We start from the raw sequence: 15,221 nt of genomic DNA, 5'->3' as shown, positions 1-15,221 counted from the left end.
GTGGGCGGGGATCAGGCGCGTTCGCCCATGATGCTGACCGGGCCGAGCGGGTAGCGGACATTGTGCTGCCCCACCCATTCGAGGAAGCTGGCGCGGGCCCCGGGGAAGTTGATCATCTTCCACGCCGCCATGCCCTTGTTGCCGCCATACATCGGGTCGGAGAGATAGCCTTCCCGGGTGTTGCCCAGCAGGAAGGAGAAGAAATCCGCGGCCTTGAGCAGGGGCTCGCCGAAATCCGGGAAGTGGATCTCGCCGTGCTCCAGCTTCGTCAGCACCGCGTCGCGCGTGGCGTCGTCGAGCGCCTCGAAGCCCTTCTGGTAGGTCTTCTGGCAGAAGGCCCCGGTGGCGCGGATGCCGCGGCGGTAGATCTCCTGCGGCGCGTAGGGAAGCTGGAAGCCCATCAGCGCCGGGGCGTCCGGGTGGAAGGGGCCCTCCATGTACCAGTCCGCCGCCTGGCCATAGGATCCGTTCAGCTCCTGGTCGATGAAGATGGGCACGTTGGTGTCCAGCGCGCCGGGGCCTTCCGGATCGGAAGGGATCAGCCGGTCGCAGGCGGCCTTCACGAAGTTCCATTCGTCGCCCGAGAAGAAGACGGGCTTGTAGCTGTCGAGGGCGGGGGCGAGACGCTCCGCCGCCTCGGCCGCCGGCAGTCGCGGGAAAGAGGCTCCCAGGGTGGCCCCGAGGGCGGCCGCCGGGAGGGCGAGGGCGGTGGAGAGAAGGAAATGACGACGCAGCGTCATGTGACCTGTCGACACGCGGGATCCCTGGCCGGAAAGGCGTTTTGAGGTCGGCCTATTCGCCCCGCCTTTCCCCTGTCAATCGTTAATAAGCAGCCACACCGTATCGTAAAGAAAACATCCGAACGAAACCGCAGACCATGGTGAGTGAAACAAGAACATTAATAATCGTACATGAACGTTACACTATTTTGACTTACACATGATTTCCTGGCCTGCACGGGCCGCACATTCCGCCCGCCCGCGCGGGGATGGGATACTTTCCCCGCTCGTCACGTCACCCCATCGGTCGCCGCGGCGGCCATGGCCGGGCCGTCGCGGCGCCTCTCCAGGACGGTCCGGCCTGCTTCAGGGACCCTTCGCGGCAACGATGGCCGCGGCGACCTCGGCCAGGGCCGCATCGCGTTCCGTGCTTGGTGCCGTGCCGCCGGTGGAATAGGCGGCGACCAGGATCGGCGCGCTTTCCCCTGGCGGCCAGAGCAGGCCGGCATCGTTGTTGGTGCCCCTCTCGCCCGCGCCGGTCTTGTCGCCCGCCTGCCAGCCGCCCGGCAGACCGGCGCGCAGGCGCTTGTCGCCCGTCTTGTTGGCGCGCAGCCAGCCGGTCAGATGCGCCTGCCCGCCCACCGACAGCGCCTCGCCCAGCGTCACCCTTTGCAGGCTGGCCAGCATCGCCGCCGGGCTGGTGGTGTCGCGCGGGTCGCCCGGCTCCGCCTCGTTCAGCGCGGTCTCCCAGCGGTCGAGGCGCGTCACCGTGTCGCCGATGGAGCGCAGCCATGCGGTCAGCCCCGCCGGACCGCCGATCTGCTCCAGCATCAGGTTGCCGGCGGTGTTGTCGCTCAGCGTGACCGCGGCCTCGCAGATCGCGGCCAGGGTCATGCCTTCCTCGCCTGCGTGCTTCTCCGTCTCGGGAGAGTAGGCCACCAGCTTCTCCCGCCCGTAGCGGATGCGCTGGTCCAGCCGCGCCTGCCCGGCATCGACCCGGGACAGGACGGCGGCGGCGGCCAGGAGCTTGAAGGTGCTGGTGAGGGGGAAGCGCTCCGCCTCGCGATGGCCCGCCCGCTGGCCGGTGGCGGTGTCGAGCACGGCGACGCCGAGCCGCCCGCCGACCCGCCGCTCGATTCCGGCGAAAACCGCCGGCAGGGCGCTGAAACCGGCCCCTGCCTGCCCCTTCCCGGCGCCCGAAGCCGCCCGGGCACCGGAAGGCCCCGCCGCCATCATGCCGAGGCCCAGCGCCGCCATGGCGCCCATGCCCATCCGCCTGCCGATCATGTGCCGCTCCCCTCTGTGCTGGCGGGCGGAGATTGCGCAGGGAGCCGCGACCCGGCAAACGATCGTTTCTTGCGATTGCCCCAAGAAAAACTAAAGGGTCCGGCCATGTTGCCCTCGCAGCTTCCACTCAACGCGCTGCGTGCCTTCGAGGCCGCTGCCCGGCATCTAAGTCTGACAAGGGCCGGGCTGGAGCTGCGCGTCACCCAGGCGGCGGTCAGCCATCAGGTGAAGAGCCTTGAGGAAATCTTGGGAGTGACCCTGTTCCGCCGCCTGCCGCGCGGCCTCGCCCTGACCGAGGAGGGCGAGGCGCTGCTGCCGGTGCTGACCGAGGCCTTCCGGCGGATCTCCGGCACACTGGAACGCTTCGCGGGCGGGCGGTTGCGGGAGGTGCTGACGCTCGGCGCCGTAGGCACCTTCGTCACCGGCTGGCTGCTGCCGCGCCTGCCCCGCTTCCGCGCGGCGCATCCCTTCGTGGACCTGCGGCTGCTGACCAACAACAACCGCGTGGACCTCGCGGGCGAGGGGCTGGACTGCGCCATCCGCTTCGGCGACGGCGCCTGGCACGGGGCGGAGGCGGTGCGGCTGCTGGCGGCGCCGCTCTCGCCGCTCTGCGCCCCCGCCCTGGCCTGGCGGCTGCGCCAGCCGGCGGACCTGCTGCCGGAGGTGCTGCTGCGCTCCTACCGCGTCGATGAATGGGAGTGCTGGTTCGCCGCGGCGGGCCTGCCCCCGCCGGCCATCCGGGGCTTCGTCTTCGATTCCTCGCTGACCATGGCGGAGGCAGCGGCCCAGGGCGTGGGCGTCGCCCTGCTGCCGGCACGGATGTTCGAGCACGACCTGCGCGCCGGACGGCTGGCGCGGCCCTTCGCCACAGAGGTCACCCTGGGCGAATACTGGCTGACCCGGCTGAAATCCCGCACCGAGACGGCGGCCCAGGCGGCGTTCCGGGAATGGCTGCTGGAGGAGGTGGCGTGGCCGGAGTGACAGCTTCCGCGGCCGGCCCCGGGGGAGAGGCGCCGCCTCTCCCGCCGGACCCCCTCTCCGCCGGGGACCGAAGCCGGTCCCCGGACCCCGGGCTTTCGTGGGTTCCCGTGGTTGTCGTCAGTCTTCGCCCTGATCCCTGGGAGCAGGTGGCAGCGCGGGGCTGCCGAAAGGAAGAAAGGCACCCTGTCCGTGTGGGTGGCACCGGCAGCCTGCCGGAGAGCCATGCTCCCCGGCGAGATCCGGCATCAGCGGGCGCCAGCGAACGGGAGGTCCAGGACCCTCAGGGTCCTGGCGGATGGGGGGTTACGGGGGCGAAGGCGGAGCCTTCCCCCCGGGCTACGAGCGCCGCCTTCTAGGCCTGTGGCGCCGGACGGCGGGCATGGGCCAGCCAGAGCCCGACCAGGAGGATGCCGGCGGCGCAGACGGCGAGGCTGGGGAGTGTGCCGATCCAAGCCTGGGCGGCGCCGAAGAGTGCCGGGCCCAGCGACTGGCCGAGGAAGAAGCTGCAGGCATGCAGCGCCATGGCGGAGCCGCGGGCCTTGGGCGCGACCTCGGTGACGCGGACCTGGATGCTGTTGTGCAGCATGAAGTAGCCGAGGCCGAGCAGCAGCGTTCCCGCCAGCACCGCCGGCAGTGCCCCGGCCAGGCCGACCAGCAGCAGGCCGCAGCCGGCGAGCGCGCCGCCGAAGCGCATCATGTTCGGCTGGCCGATGCCACGGACCAGCAGGGGCGCCAGGCCGGCATAGGCGAAGCCGCCCAGGCCGAAGATGCCGAGCGCCATCCCGGCCTCCGCCGTGCCGCCGAGGCCGCGCAGGTCGAGAAGCGCGGCGAGGAAGGGGAACATGCTGAAGACCAGCAGCCCCTCCGCCGCCACGCCGGCGAAGAGGCGCAGCGCCCTGGGATTGGAGAGGATGCTCTTGTAGTGGCTGAGCGCGACGGAAAGGTCGAAGCGCCGGGCGGGCGGGGCCGGATGGCGCCGGCTGTCGCGCCACAGCACCACCGCGCCCACCAGCACCACCACGCCGCAGGCGGCGAGGATGCCGCGCCAGCCGAGATGGACCGCCAGGAAGCCCGAGAGCGCGCCGCCCGCCACCTGTCCGCCGATGGTCCAGGCCATGAAGCGGCTCATCGCCACCTGGCGCTCCGCCATCGGCACGCTGTCGCCGAAGGTGGCGAGCGCCAGGGGGGTGATGCCGCCCGCCGCCGCCCCGGCCAGGATGCGCGCCACGAAAAGCGTGGGCAGGCTGGGGGCCAGCGCGCCGAAGCCCAGGGCCAGGACCAGCAGGCTGGCGCAGAGGATCATGACCAGGCGCTTGCCCAGCGCGTCGCCGATGGGGCCGAGGATGGGCTGGATCAGCGCATAGGGCAGCGCGAAGGCCGAGGCGAGCAGGGCCGTGCGCTCGACGGTGGTGTTGAAATCCGCCGCGACGTTGACCAGCAGCGGGTCCAGCGCCCGGGTGGTGAGGGCGGAGGAGAAGCCGGCGAGGCCCAGGACGAAGACCAGGTGGCCGACCTGCGCGGCGGTAGGAGCCATGGGCGCGGCGGGTGGGGTGTCTGACATGCGCCCGCCATCCTGCGCAGGGCGGCGGCGGGCGCAACTGCCCGGAGGCGAGAAAGAGGGCGGGAGGCCGGCTCCGCCGCGGGCGGGACGCGGGTTTCCGGGGGCGGCCGCCCGCCCCCGGAAGGAGTTTCAGCCGACGCGGGTCTCGATCAGGTCCTGCACCACGGTCGGGTCGGCCAGGGTGGAGGTGTCGCCCAGCCCCTCGATCTCGTTCGCGGCGATCTTGCGCAGGATGCGGCGCATGATCTTGCCGGAGCGCGTCTTCGGCAGGCCCGGCGCCCAGTGGATGGCGTCCGGCGCGGCGAAGGGGCCGATCTCCTTGCGCACCCAGGTGACGAGCTCCTTGCGCAGCGCCTCGGTCGGCTGTTCGTCGGCATTCAGGGTGACATAGGCGTAGATGCCCTGGCCCTTGATGTCGTGCGGCATGCCGACCACGGCGGCCTCGGCCACCTTGGGATGGGCGACCAGCGCGCTCTCGATCTCGGCGGTGCCCATGCGGTGGCCGGAGACGTTGATCACGTCGTCCACGCGGCCGGTGATCCAGTAGTAGCCGTCCTCGTCCCGCCGGGCGCCGTCGCCGGTGAAGTAGGTGCCCTTGAAGGTCGAGAAATAGGTCTGGATGAAGCGCTCGTGGTCGCGGAAGACGGTGCGCATCTGGCCGGGCCAGCTATCGGTGATCACGAGGTTGCCCTCGGTCGCGCCTTCCAGCGTGTTGCCGTCGCCGTCCACCAGGGCCGGCTGCACGCCGGGCAGCGGCAGGGTGGCGGAACCCGGCTTCTGCGCCACCGCGCCCGGCAGCGGCGCGATGAGGATGCCGCCGGTCTCGGTCTGCCACCAGGTGTCCACGATCGGGCAGCGTTCCTCGCCCACGACGCGGTAGTACCAGAGCCAGGCCTCGGGGTTGATCGGCTCGCCGACGCTGCCCAGGATGCGCAGCGACTTGCGGGAGGTCTTCTTCACCGGCGCCTCGCCATCGCGCATCAGGGCGCGGATGGCGGTGGGCGCGGTGTAGAAGATGTTGACCTGGTGCTTGTCGATGACCTGCCAGAAGCGGCTGTTGTCGGGCCAGGAGGGCACGCCCTCGAAGATCAGCGAGGTCGCGCCGTTCGCCAGCGGCCCGTAGACGATATAGGTGTGGCCGGTGACCCAGCCGACATCGGCGGTGCACCAGTACACCTCGCCCGGGCGGTAGTCGAAGACCAGGTCATGGGTGAAGCTGGCCCAGACCATGTAGCCGCCGGTGGTGTGCAGCACGCCCTTCGGCTTGCCGGTGGAGCCGGAGGTGTAGAGGATGAAGAGCGGGTCCTCCGCCTCCATCGGCTCCGGCTCGCAGGCCGTGGCGGCCTTGGCGGTCAGCGCCTCCCAGGAATGGTCGCGGCCTTCCTGCATCGGCACGTCGCCGCCGGTGATGCGCGCGACGATCACGTTCCGGATGGTCGGGCAGCTCTTCAGCGCCTCGTCGGCATTGGTCTTGAGCGGCACGCGGCGCCCGCCGCGGCGGCCCTCGTCGGCGGTGAGCAGCAGCGTGCTCTCGCAGTCCTGGATGCGGCTGGACAGGCTGTCGGCGGAGAAGCCGCCGAAGACCACGGAATGGATGGCGCCGATGCGGGCGCAGGCGAGCATGGCCACGGCGGCCTCGACCACCATGGGCAGGTAGATGGTGACGCGGTCGCCCTTCTTCACGCCGAGGTCGCGCATCGCGTTGCCCAGGCGGCAGACGCGCTCGTGCAGCTCGCGGTAGGTGATGCGGGCGTCGCTGTTCGGGTCGTCGCCTTCCCAGATGAAGGCGGTCTGGTCGCCCCGGCTTTCGAGGTGCCGGTCGAGGCAGGAGACGGAGGCGTTGAGGATGCCGTCCTCGAACCAGCGGATGGAGACGTCGCCGGTGAAGGAGGTGTTCTTGATCTTCGTCGGCTCGCGCATCCAGGCGACGCGGTCCATCTGGCCGCGCCAGAAGCCGTCCGGATCGTTCTTCGCGGCCTCGGCCATGGCCTGGCGCCTGGCCGCATCGACATGGGCCGTGGCCGCGATCTCCGGCTTCACCGCGATCAGTGTGTCGTCGCCCATCATTTCACTCCCAACATCCAGGCGCCCCGTTGGGGGCGTTTGCAGCGAATTGGGACGTGGTGCGGCGGCGCCGTCAAGCGATGCGGAGGAACGCTCCCTCCTCCCGCCCGGCGGAATGGCGCAGAATTGCGCCATTCCGGCATCAAAACTGACTGGGACCCTCCGGCGGGGTTTCCGGAACGCGCTTCCCGGCGGTCCGGGGGAATGCCGGGAAGGGGATCAGCGCCAGTAGTGCCGGGGCGGCGGGGCGTAGCCGTAGCGCGGCGGGGGCGGGCGGTGCCAGTGCGGGGGCGGCGGAGGCGGGCGGTGCCAATGCCGGGGCGGCGGACGCCAGCGGCGCGGCGGCGGCCCGTGCCAGCGGGGCGGCGGCGGGGCGTAGTAGTACTGGACCGGATGCAGAAGGCCGGCGGGCCATGCCTCCGGCGCCACGGTCACCGGGGCGGGCGCCGCCTGCGCCTCCCCGGCCGCGAGGGCGGTCACGGAAAGCAGCGGGGCCAGCAGGGCGGCGTAGAGCAGTTTGCGCATGGGACGTCTTCGATCCTTCTGCGGAAGCGGGTGGCGGGAAAGGGCCGGCGCGGCCTCCCGTGACGGCGCCGGCCCGGTGGTTCAGTTCACGTGGGTGGCGGGGGCCTCCGTGGCGGGGCCGGGGGCCGGCTGGCTGCGGGCGACCTGTCCGGGCGCCTTGCCGGCGGGCGCCTGCCCGGCTTCCGGCGCCTGTTCCGCCGCATGGGACGACAGGCTGGCCTTGCCGGAACGGTGATGCTTCGCCGTGGCGGCATGGCCTTCCGCCTTTGCGGCCTCCGGGGTGCCGGCGGGGCTGGCGGCCTCATGGCGCGTGGCGTGACGCGCGCCGCCGGCATGGTCGGTGTGGACCACGGGGGTCTTCGCGGTGCTGGTGGCATGGGCCCGCGGCTGCGAGCCGGGCTGGGCCTGCGAGGGGGCCGTGGCGGCGGTGGCCGCCGGCCCGGCCACGGTGCCGGGCGCCGTCCCGGCCGCTGGACCCTGGACCACCCCTTGGACCGCCCCCTGGACCGCCCCCTGGACCGTCCCTTGGGCCATGGCCATGCCGGCGGAACCGAGCAGCAGGGCGGAGAACAGCAGGCTGGCACGGAACGTCTTGCGCAATGGGGCCTCCTCTGGGCTGGTGAGCGCAGGAGGAAGAGGACACCCGCCACAGGGCAGGTCTCGGGCGTCCCCAGGGAATCTCTGGGGCGGAAGCGGCGGCTTCGTGGCCGGTGTGACAGGCTGAAACATGGGGCCTGGCGGCCGGGGCTTTGCCCCGCCCCGCTCCGTGACCAGGGCCGGAGGACCCGCGCCGGCGACGCGTGCTACTCCCCGGCGGCGCCCTACCCTGCCCGGCTGCCGCGGCCGCTTCCGGTGGCGCGGGGGCCCCGGGCAGCGGCCCGGCGTTCGGCCGAATCGGGGGCCACCATCGGGTAGTCGGGCGGCAGGCCCCAGCGGGCACGGTACTGGTCCGGCGTCATTCCGTAGGCGGCCTTGAGATGGCGCGTGAGCATCTTCACCCGCCTCCCATCCTCCAGGCAGACCAGGTACCCGGGCGTCACGCTCTCGGCGATCGGCACGGCCGGTTCGGGGCGTGGCCCCAGGGGCTGCCCGCTGGATTCGGCTCTGGTGGGTTCCTCCTGGGACTCCCCTTGAGGATCCAGGCCGGCCAGGGGCTCCGCCAAGGGGGCAGCCAGGGAAGGAGCCTCCCTGCGCGGGGCTTCCCGGGGGATTTCCCCCGGAGAATTCCCTGGAGTGCCGGTGGGCGCCTCCGGTGGCGGGGCCTTGGGGCGATCCGGGACATCGGGTGGCGTGCCGACAGGCGAGGCCGCCGCAGGCGGGGCCTCGCGCCGCCCGGGCTGCGGCGCGGGCGCTACAGGCCCGGTTTCCCCGGTGGCCGCATCGAGGGATGCCGTGGTGGGCGCCGGGTGCCGCCGTGGCCCAGGCCGGGGGGCAGGCTCGGGCTCCTGCTCGGGCTCAGGGGGCCGGGGCGGTGGATCGCGGCGCGCGGCGCCGGAATCCCCCCGGGGACCCCGCCGCAGCGGCACCCGTTCCCGTTCGGCCGCCGGGAATGGCGGCGATTCCGGCCCGGAATCCGGCCGTGTGGAAAGGGGTAGCGCAGAAGGAGGCAGCAGGTCGGGCGCCGCCTCGGCCAGGTCCTGGGCGTGCGCGTGCTGCTCCAGCAGCAGGCGCAGCGTGCCGGCGGTTTCCAGGAAGCCATCGGGCCGGCGGACCACCACGGCCGCGCCATCCAGGCGGAAGATCCGGTGTTCCCGCGACAGGCGCCAGACCTGCTCTTCGGTGGCGGGCACGATCTGGCATCCGCAGGCCCGGGCGATCCCGGCTTGCTCGGGCGTCAATTGCAAAGGACGACTCTTCTCGGTTTGGTTTCTTCGGCGGGTCGGGACGGTCCCGGATCGTGCCGGAAAGGCCGCACGGCCACCCGGCCGATCACGTCACGGCAAGGCTATAGACCGTGCGGCGGCAAATTTGAATCTGGCGCCTGCCTTCCGGCTCTGGCATTCCGATTCCGGTTTTGTTCCGGATTTCCTCTCAGAGCAACCATGGCCGAGCAGATCGTCATCACCGAGAAGACCAGTCAGGCCAAGGACATCCGCGCCGCGGTGGGCGGCCGATATGGCGCGGTGCTGCCGGCGGAAGGGCACCTCTTCGACCTGATGGAGCCCGAAGACGTGAACCCGGCCTGGAAGCGCTGGAGCCCGGTGCTGCTGCGGCCGGATTCGCTCTATGGCACGCGGCCGGCCACAGGCGGGAACAAGGCCTCGAAGCTGCAGGCGATCCGCGCCGCCCTGCGTTCGGCCAGGCGCGTCTGGCTGGCCACGGACTGCGACCGCGAGGGCCAGCTGATCGGCCAGGAGATCCTGGAGCACGAGGGGTTCCGCGGCACGGTGATGCGGGTGATGTTCACCGCGCAGGACCCGCAGACCATCCGCGACGCCTTCGCCCGCGCGAAGCCCAATGCCGAGCATGCGCGGCTCTACGCGGCGGCGGTGGCGCGGCGGCAGGCGGACCAGATCTACAACCTTTCCCTCACCCGCACCGCCACGGTGACGCTGGCGAAGGGAACCCGGGCGGTGATCGGCGTGGGACGGGTGAAGACGCCGACGCTGGCCATCGTCTGCCGGCGCGAGATCGAGATCCGCGACTTCGTGCCGCAGAGCTATTTCGAGGTGGTGGCGACGGCCCAGGTCGAGGCCGGGCGGCTGCGCATGCGGCACGCGCCGAAGGAGCGCATCCTGAAGCGCGAGGATGCCGAGGCCGTCGCCGCCCTGGCCGAGGGCTTCCAGGGGCCGCTCGCGGTGAAGGTGGAGGAGAAGCGGCAGTCGCCGCCCCGCCTGCACGACCTGCCCTCGCTGCAACGCCTCTGCGGCTCGCGCTTCGGCTGGTCGGCGGCCCGCACGCTGGAGGTGGCGCAGGAGCTCTATGACGGCGAGGGCAAGAAGGTCATCACCTATCCCCGCGCCGAGACGCGCTACCTGCCGGAAAGCCTGATCCCCGACGTGCCGCGCATCGTGGCCGCCTTGCAGGAAGGGCGCGCCTGGAGCGGCATTCCCGTGCCGCGGCCGCCGCTGGTCCGGCGCGGCGCCAGCGGGGTCTTCCACGACAAGGGGCTGGCCGGGGCGAGCCACCATGCGGTGATCCCCAACGTCAACACGGTGGAGCGGCTGCGCGAGGTCTGGCCGCGCCTTTCGGCGGATGAGCGCAAGCTCTTCGACGTGATCGCGCGTGCCTATCTGGCGGCGGCGATGCCAGATTTCCGCTATCGCCAGACCACGGCCACGATCGACGTGAAGGGCCCCGAAGGGAAGTACCTGTTCCGCGCCGTGGGGCGGCAGCCGCTGGAGATGGGCTGGCGCGCCGCCTTTCCCGAATGGGTGCCCGCCGAGGAGAAGGGCGAGGACGCGCAGCTCCTTCCCATCCTGCGCGATGGCGAGGCGGCGTCGCTGGGCGAGGCGAAGGTGGAGGCGAAGGAGACGCGGCCGCCGCCGCGCTACAACGAGGGCACGCTGATCGAGGCGATGCAGAACGCCTGGCGCTTCGTCGGGGACGAGGCGTTGCAGGAGCGGCTGAAGGAGGCCAAGGGCATCGGCACGCCGGCGACGCGGGCCGAGATCATCCGCGGGCTGAAGGCGCAGGATTTCCTGCGGATCGACGGCAAGCACATCGTGCCGACGGAGCGCGGGCTGCAGCTCTTCGCCGTGCTGGAGCAGGCCGATCCGGCGCTGGTCGATCCCGGCGTGACGGCGCAGCTCGAGCGCCTGCTGGACGAGGTGCTGGTCGGGCAGCAGGAGATGATGGGCGCCATCGACGCCGTCTGCGCCCAGGCCAGCCGGATCATCGCGCGCCTGACCGAGCGCGCAGCCTCCGGCGAGGCGCCGCTCCTGGCCAGCGGCGGCGCGGCGGAGGGCGGGAAAGGCGCGCCGACACCGGCCATGGCGCGCTTCGTGGCCAGCCTGGCGAAGCGCAAGGGGATCGCGCCGCCCAAGGGCTACACACGTTCTGCCACGGCCTGCCGCGCCTTTCTCGACGAGCACGCGCCGCGCCGGGAGGACGGTGCCGGTGCCGGTGCCGGGCGCGCGCCCAGCGCGGCGCAGCTCGGCTTCGCGCGGAAGCTGGCGGAGCAGCGCGGCGTGGAGCTGCCGGAGGAGGCGCAGGCGAGCGCCGCCGCCATTTCCGCCTGGATCGACGGGAAGCAGTGGAAGGCACCGGGCCGGGGGAAGCCAGGGCCGGGCAGGGGCGGCCGGGCCAGGAAGGCGGGCGCGGCACGTGCCCCGGCACGGCGGCGCGCGGCCCGGGAGGATGCGCCGCCGGCCTGAGGTGGGCGGCCGCCGCGCCAGGGGGGTCCGCAGGCGCGGCGTGGCGGGGTCCCGCTCCCCCTACCCTGCCCGGTGCCGCTCCACATTCGGCAGCAGGATGGTGAGGATGCCGAGCAGGGGCAGGAAGGAGCAGAGGTGGTACACGAAGCTGATGCCCTTCCAGTCCGCCAGGATGCCGAGAAGGGCGGAGCCGAGGCCGCCCATGCCGAAGGCGAAGCCGAAGAACAGGCCGGAGATCACGCCGACGCGGCCGGGCACGAGTTCCTGCGCATAGACCAGGATCGCCGAGAAGGCGGAGGCCAGGATCAGGCCGATCAGCACTGTGAGGATCGCGGTCCAGAACAGGTTCACGTAGGGCAGCGCCAGGGTGAAGGGCAGGATGCCGAGGATGGAGCCCCAGATCACCACCTTGCGCCCGAAGCGGTCCCCCACCGGGCCGCCGACCACGGTGCCGACCGCGACGGCGCCGAGGAAGAGGAAGAGATAGACCTGCGCTTCCTGGACACCCAGGCCGAAGGTCTGCATCAGGTAGAAGGTATAGTAGCTCGTCAGGCTGGCCATGTAGATGTACTTCGAGAAGACCAGGATGCCGAGCACGGTGATGGCCATGACGACCTTCTGCCGCGGCAGGAGGGCATGGGGCGCCGCGGCGCGGCCGGTGGCGCGGCGGCTGAGAAGCTGGCCATGCGCCCAGCCGCCGACCCACCAGAGCAGCGTCATGGCGAGCAGCGCGGCGAGCGAGAGCCAGGCGACGCTGCCCTGGCCGCGCGGCAGGACGATATAGGCGGCGAGCAGCGGGCCGATGGCGGTGCCGGCATTGCCGCCGACCTGGAAGATGGACTGCGCCAGCCCGTGCCGCCCGCCCGAGGCGATGCGGGCGATGCGCGAGGAATCCGGGTGGAAGACCGAGGAGCCCATGCCCACCATGGCGGCCGCGCAGAGCAGCGACCAGTAGTGGTCCGCCCAGGCCAGGAGCAGCAACCCGCAGAAGGTGAAGCCCATGGCGACCGGCAGGGAGCGGGGCTGTGGCTTGCGGTCGGTGTACCAGCCCACGGCGGGTTGCAGCAGCGAGGCGGTGAGCTGGAAGGTGAAGGCGAGGAAGCCGATCTGGGTGAAGCTGAGCCCGTAGCTCGCCTTCAGGACGGGAAAGAGCGCCGCGAGCAGCGACTGCATCATGTCGTTGAGCAAATGGCAGAGGCTGAGCGCCGCCAGCACGGTGAAGGCGGTCTGGCTCGCGGCGGGCCGTTCGGCGGCAAGGCTGCCCTGGCTCATGCGGTGTTTCCCCTCGGTCAGCCGGTCCGGGGCAGGCCGGACCAGGCCCGCCCCGGACGCGCTCCGGTGGGCCGCGCCGGCCCCTCCGGGTTTCCGGAAGGACCGGCGCGGCCGGCGGGAAGCTTCGAGGAATCGCATGGGCCATGCCGCCCAAGCCCAGGTTTTTCCGCAGCCCAGACCCTCGGGGGCCAGTTTCCGGTTCGCGCCTCACGCGCCCGGCGTCTCGCTGTCCCGGGTGGAAAGGCGCTGCCTTTCCCCCGGACCCCCTATCCGCCAGGACCCTGAGGGTCCTGGACCTCCCGTTCGCTGGCGCTCGCTGATGCCGGATCTCGCCGGAGAGCATCGCTCTCCGGCGGACTGCCGATGCCACTCGTGCGAACAGGGTGTTTTTCTTCTTTTCGGGAGACCCGCGTCTCCGCCTGCTCCCAGGGATCGGGCCGCAGGCTGGCGGCCACCACGGGAACCCACGAAAGCCCGGGGTCCGGGGACCGGCTCCGGTCCCCGGCGGAGAGGGGTCCGGCGGGAGAGGCAGTGCCTCTTCCCCGGGGGCGGCCGTCAGGCGCCACGCATCCGGGGAAAGCTGTTGTCCTGAAACCGGGAACCGGGAGAGCCGGTGCGCCGGTTCAGCTGACGGCGACGCAGGCGACGCCGGCGAGGATCAGGGACAGGCCGCCGATCCGCAGCAGGTTGATCGGCTCGCCCAGCAGAAAGTAGCCGGCGCACATGGTCAGCACGAAGCCCAGGGCGACGCAGGGATAGGCCTGGGACAGGTTCATGCGCGACAGGACGAGGAGCCAGACCACCGCGCTCAGGCCGAAGCAGGTCAGCCCGCCCAGGACCCAGGGCGAGGTGATGATGGAGGCCACCGTGTCGATCGGCTGGCGCCGGCTCAGCGCGAGCTGGACCGGCTCCGAGGACATGCCGATCTTGAGCACCACCTGGGAGAAGGTGGCGAGGGCGATGCTGCTGATCAGGAGGAAGTAGGTGGAGATGGGCATGCGCGTTCCGTCTGGTCTTCAGTGCTTGTTGCCATGCAGGACCGGGTTGAGGGGCTTCTGCATGATGCTGTTCGCCTCGGCGATGTTGCCGCGCAGCTCGGTGACGTTGCTGATGCCGCCCAGGATGACGAAGGCCAGGGCCGCAACCGTCGCCAGGCGGCGCGCCGGGGTGAAGAAGGCGAAGGCCGCCAGGGCCAGCAGGGCCGGGAAGAAGTCGGCGGCGTAGAGGAAGGTGATCTCGCCATAGACGAGATGCAGGGCGATCTGGCCGAGCAGGAAGGCGCCGATCGCCAGAGCAGCCTGGCGCCCCGGCCGGTGCAGGATGGCGCCCCAGATGCCGCAGGCCAGCAGCACGATCCAGGCGAGCATGCCGCCCAGTCCGGCCCAGCCCTGGTCCAGCACCGGGGAATGCTGGTTGTTGAGGATGTTGTAGACCCGATCCTCGATGAAGGGGACGTGCGCCTTCACGTACTGGTAGAACCAGTCCTCCGAGGCGCCGGGGCGGCGCACCGTGATGCTGTCGAGGATGCCGTCCTGCACGGGCTCGACACGCACATGGGCGGTGACGGCGCTGTAGAGCAGCATGGAGCGCAGCACGGAGACCGGGGTTTCGCCCGCGGCCTCCTCGGCCTTGGAGAACTCGCTGCGCTCGACGCGCAGGAATTCCGATTCCTGCTTGAGCACGCGCGGCTGGAAGAAGACGCCCGCATCCTCGAAGGTCATGCGCTGCACCAGGGCGATGCCGGCGACCATCGCGAAGGCCAGCAGGCTGACCACGATGCTGCGGCGCAGGCCCAGGCGGAAGAAGGCCGCGGCCAGGCCGAAGCTCCAGTTGGTGGTGGTGACAGCCAGCGTCCCGGCCGAGGCCAGGGCCCAGGGCAGCACGCCCTGGTTGCGCCAGCTGGTGACGGCCCAGAGCATGATGCTCGTGCCCAGGGCCGCGAAGGGATAGGTCTCGACGATCGCGAACCAGTAGAGATAGGTCGCGCTGGCGAGCAGCCCGGCCGTGAGCAGGCAGGCGATCGGCAGGCTCAGCCTCAGCCCGCGCATCGAGAGGTAGAAGAGCGCGGCGCTCAGCCCCCCGGCGCCCGCCACCAGCGCCCTGGCCGCGCCGACCGGGGTCATGCCGAGGAGCAGGAGCAGGTTGGTCAGCGGGACCGTCAGGATCGAGAAGATCGGGTGCACCGAGGAACGGTGCGACCCGCGCATGTCCAGCATGTTGCCCAGGACCCGCGGCTGGTCCGCCTGGAACCAGATGTTGATCCATTCCATCCGGTAGAAGGTATGGGCGAACTGCGCCGAGGCCCACCAGGACAGGCTGATGCCGAGCAGGGCCCAGCCCGCCGCCACCAGGCCGTCCGTCACGCCGGAGGAGGCTGCGGCCTCCCGGTCCAGGCTGCCCGCCTCCCCAGGGAAGCGCGCCGCGATCGAGCGGTTCGGCTGGATGAACATGCGGGGCTTTCCTTGAGGTCTTCGGAGGGCGTGCTTCCGGGGCGGG

General features: G+C 71.6%; 12 protein-coding genes. 2 read left to right on the top strand and 10 right to left on the bottom strand.

Features of this window, described 5'->3' with window-relative positions:
* Positions 1 to 11: 11 nt before the first annotated feature.
* Both CTJ15_RS18950 and bla read right to left on the bottom strand, forming a co-directional pair.
* Complete coding sequence (locus CTJ15_RS18950) at positions 12 to 740, bottom strand: gluconate 2-dehydrogenase subunit 3 family protein (RefSeq protein WP_099781844.1); 729 nt, start codon at positions 738 to 740, stop codon at positions 12 to 14.
* A 345-nt stretch (positions 741 to 1,085) separates the two neighbouring features.
* Positions 1,086 to 2,006 (bottom strand): class A beta-lactamase, encoded by a 921-nt coding sequence (gene bla, locus CTJ15_RS18945; RefSeq protein ID WP_075821626.1) that lies wholly within the window; start codon positions 2,004 to 2,006, stop codon positions 1,086 to 1,088.
* A gap of 105 nt (positions 2,007 to 2,111) precedes the next feature.
* Between bla and CTJ15_RS18940 the strand changes: the two genes are divergently transcribed.
* The gene (locus CTJ15_RS18940) at positions 2,112 to 2,987 is read left to right on the top strand and encodes a LysR family transcriptional regulator (protein ID WP_019462954.1); all 876 of its coding nucleotides are present in this window, start codon (positions 2,112 to 2,114) and stop codon (positions 2,985 to 2,987) included.
* A gap of 352 nt (positions 2,988 to 3,339) precedes the next feature.
* Here the strand turns inward: CTJ15_RS18940 and CTJ15_RS18935 are convergent, their stop codons facing one another.
* The 5 genes from CTJ15_RS18935 to CTJ15_RS25365 form a co-directional block, all read right to left on the bottom strand.
* On the bottom strand, positions 3,340 to 4,548 hold the full coding sequence (locus CTJ15_RS18935; protein WP_083755399.1) for an MFS transporter: 1,209 nt from the start codon (positions 4,546 to 4,548) through the stop codon (positions 3,340 to 3,342).
* Between the two features lie 129 nt (positions 4,549 to 4,677).
* Positions 4,678 to 6,612: an acetate--CoA ligase gene (gene acs / locus CTJ15_RS18930; RefSeq protein ID WP_026033519.1), complete on the bottom strand. Its 1,935-nt coding sequence runs from the start codon at positions 6,610 to 6,612 to the stop codon at positions 4,678 to 4,680.
* A gap of 219 nt (positions 6,613 to 6,831) precedes the next feature.
* Entirely contained in the window at positions 6,832 to 7,137 is a 306-nt protein-coding gene (locus CTJ15_RS18925; RefSeq protein ID WP_019462847.1) for a hypothetical protein, read from the bottom strand.
* An 81-nt stretch (positions 7,138 to 7,218) separates the two neighbouring features.
* Complete coding sequence (locus tag CTJ15_RS18920; protein WP_099781843.1) at positions 7,219 to 7,737, bottom strand: hypothetical protein; 519 nt, start codon at positions 7,735 to 7,737, stop codon at positions 7,219 to 7,221.
* Between the two features lie 221 nt (positions 7,738 to 7,958).
* Complete coding sequence (locus tag CTJ15_RS25365) at positions 7,959 to 8,927, bottom strand: MucR family transcriptional regulator (RefSeq protein WP_369923693.1); 969 nt, start codon at positions 8,925 to 8,927, stop codon at positions 7,959 to 7,961.
* Positions 8,928 to 9,179: 252 nt separating this feature from the next.
* Here CTJ15_RS25365 and CTJ15_RS18910 point away from each other — a divergent pair, with 252 nt between their 5' ends.
* Positions 9,180 to 11,453 carry a type IA DNA topoisomerase gene (locus CTJ15_RS18910; protein ID WP_099781842.1) on the top strand — a complete coding sequence of 758 codons (2,274 nt, stop codon included), beginning with the start codon at positions 9,180 to 9,182 and terminating at the stop codon, positions 11,451 to 11,453.
* 60 nt (positions 11,454 to 11,513) lie between these two features.
* On the opposite strand, the gene CTJ15_RS18905 is transcribed toward CTJ15_RS18910, so the two are convergent.
* From CTJ15_RS18905 to CTJ15_RS18895, 3 genes are all read right to left on the bottom strand, one after another.
* Entirely contained in the window at positions 11,514 to 12,725 is a 1,212-nt protein-coding gene (locus CTJ15_RS18905; protein WP_099781841.1) for an MFS transporter, read from the bottom strand.
* Between the two features lie 623 nt (positions 12,726 to 13,348).
* Positions 13,349 to 13,723 carry a multidrug efflux SMR transporter gene (locus tag CTJ15_RS18900; RefSeq protein WP_019462852.1) on the bottom strand — a complete coding sequence of 125 codons (375 nt, stop codon included), beginning with the start codon at positions 13,721 to 13,723 and terminating at the stop codon, positions 13,349 to 13,351.
* An 18-nt stretch (positions 13,724 to 13,741) separates the two neighbouring features.
* Complete coding sequence (locus CTJ15_RS18895) at positions 13,742 to 15,175, bottom strand: hypothetical protein (RefSeq protein WP_019462853.1); 1,434 nt, start codon at positions 15,173 to 15,175, stop codon at positions 13,742 to 13,744.
* Between the last annotated feature and the right edge of the window lie 46 nt (positions 15,176 to 15,221).

Origin of the sequence: Roseomonas sp. FDAARGOS_362 (genome assembly GCF_002754815.1) — a bacterium.
In the GTDB taxonomy this organism is placed as follows: Bacteria; Pseudomonadota; Alphaproteobacteria; order Acetobacterales; family Acetobacteraceae; genus Roseomonas; species Roseomonas mucosa.
This window is presented reverse-complemented; position numbering and strand designations above follow the sequence as displayed.

What these genes read in the sequence shown, in the direction of transcription:
- CTJ15_RS18950 (WP_099781844.1), bottom strand. Translation starts at nt 740, where the DNA reads ATGACGCTGCGTCGTCATTTCCTTCTCTCCACCGCCCTCGCCCTCCCG.
- bla (WP_075821626.1), bottom strand. Translation starts at nt 2,006, where the DNA reads ATGATCGGCAGGCGGATGGGCATGGGCGCCATGGCGGCGCTGGGCCTC.
- CTJ15_RS18940 (WP_019462954.1), top strand. Translation starts at nt 2,112, where the DNA reads ATGTTGCCCTCGCAGCTTCCACTCAACGCGCTGCGTGCCTTCGAGGCC.
- CTJ15_RS18935 (WP_083755399.1), bottom strand. Translation starts at nt 4,548, where the DNA reads ATGTCAGACACCCCACCCGCCGCGCCCATGGCTCCTACCGCCGCGCAG.
- acs (WP_026033519.1), bottom strand. Translation starts at nt 6,612, where the DNA reads ATGGGCGACGACACACTGATCGCGGTGAAGCCGGAGATCGCGGCCACG.
- CTJ15_RS18925 (WP_019462847.1), bottom strand. Translation starts at nt 7,137, where the DNA reads ATGCGCAAACTGCTCTACGCCGCCCTGCTGGCCCCGCTGCTTTCCGTG.
- CTJ15_RS18910 (WP_099781842.1), top strand. Translation starts at nt 9,180, where the DNA reads ATGGCCGAGCAGATCGTCATCACCGAGAAGACCAGTCAGGCCAAGGAC.
- CTJ15_RS18905 (WP_099781841.1), bottom strand. Translation starts at nt 12,725, where the DNA reads ATGAGCCAGGGCAGCCTTGCCGCCGAACGGCCCGCCGCGAGCCAGACC.
- CTJ15_RS18900 (WP_019462852.1), bottom strand. Translation starts at nt 13,723, where the DNA reads ATGCCCATCTCCACCTACTTCCTCCTGATCAGCAGCATCGCCCTCGCC.
- CTJ15_RS18895 (WP_019462853.1), bottom strand. Translation starts at nt 15,175, where the DNA reads ATGTTCATCCAGCCGAACCGCTCGATCGCGGCGCGCTTCCCTGGGGAG.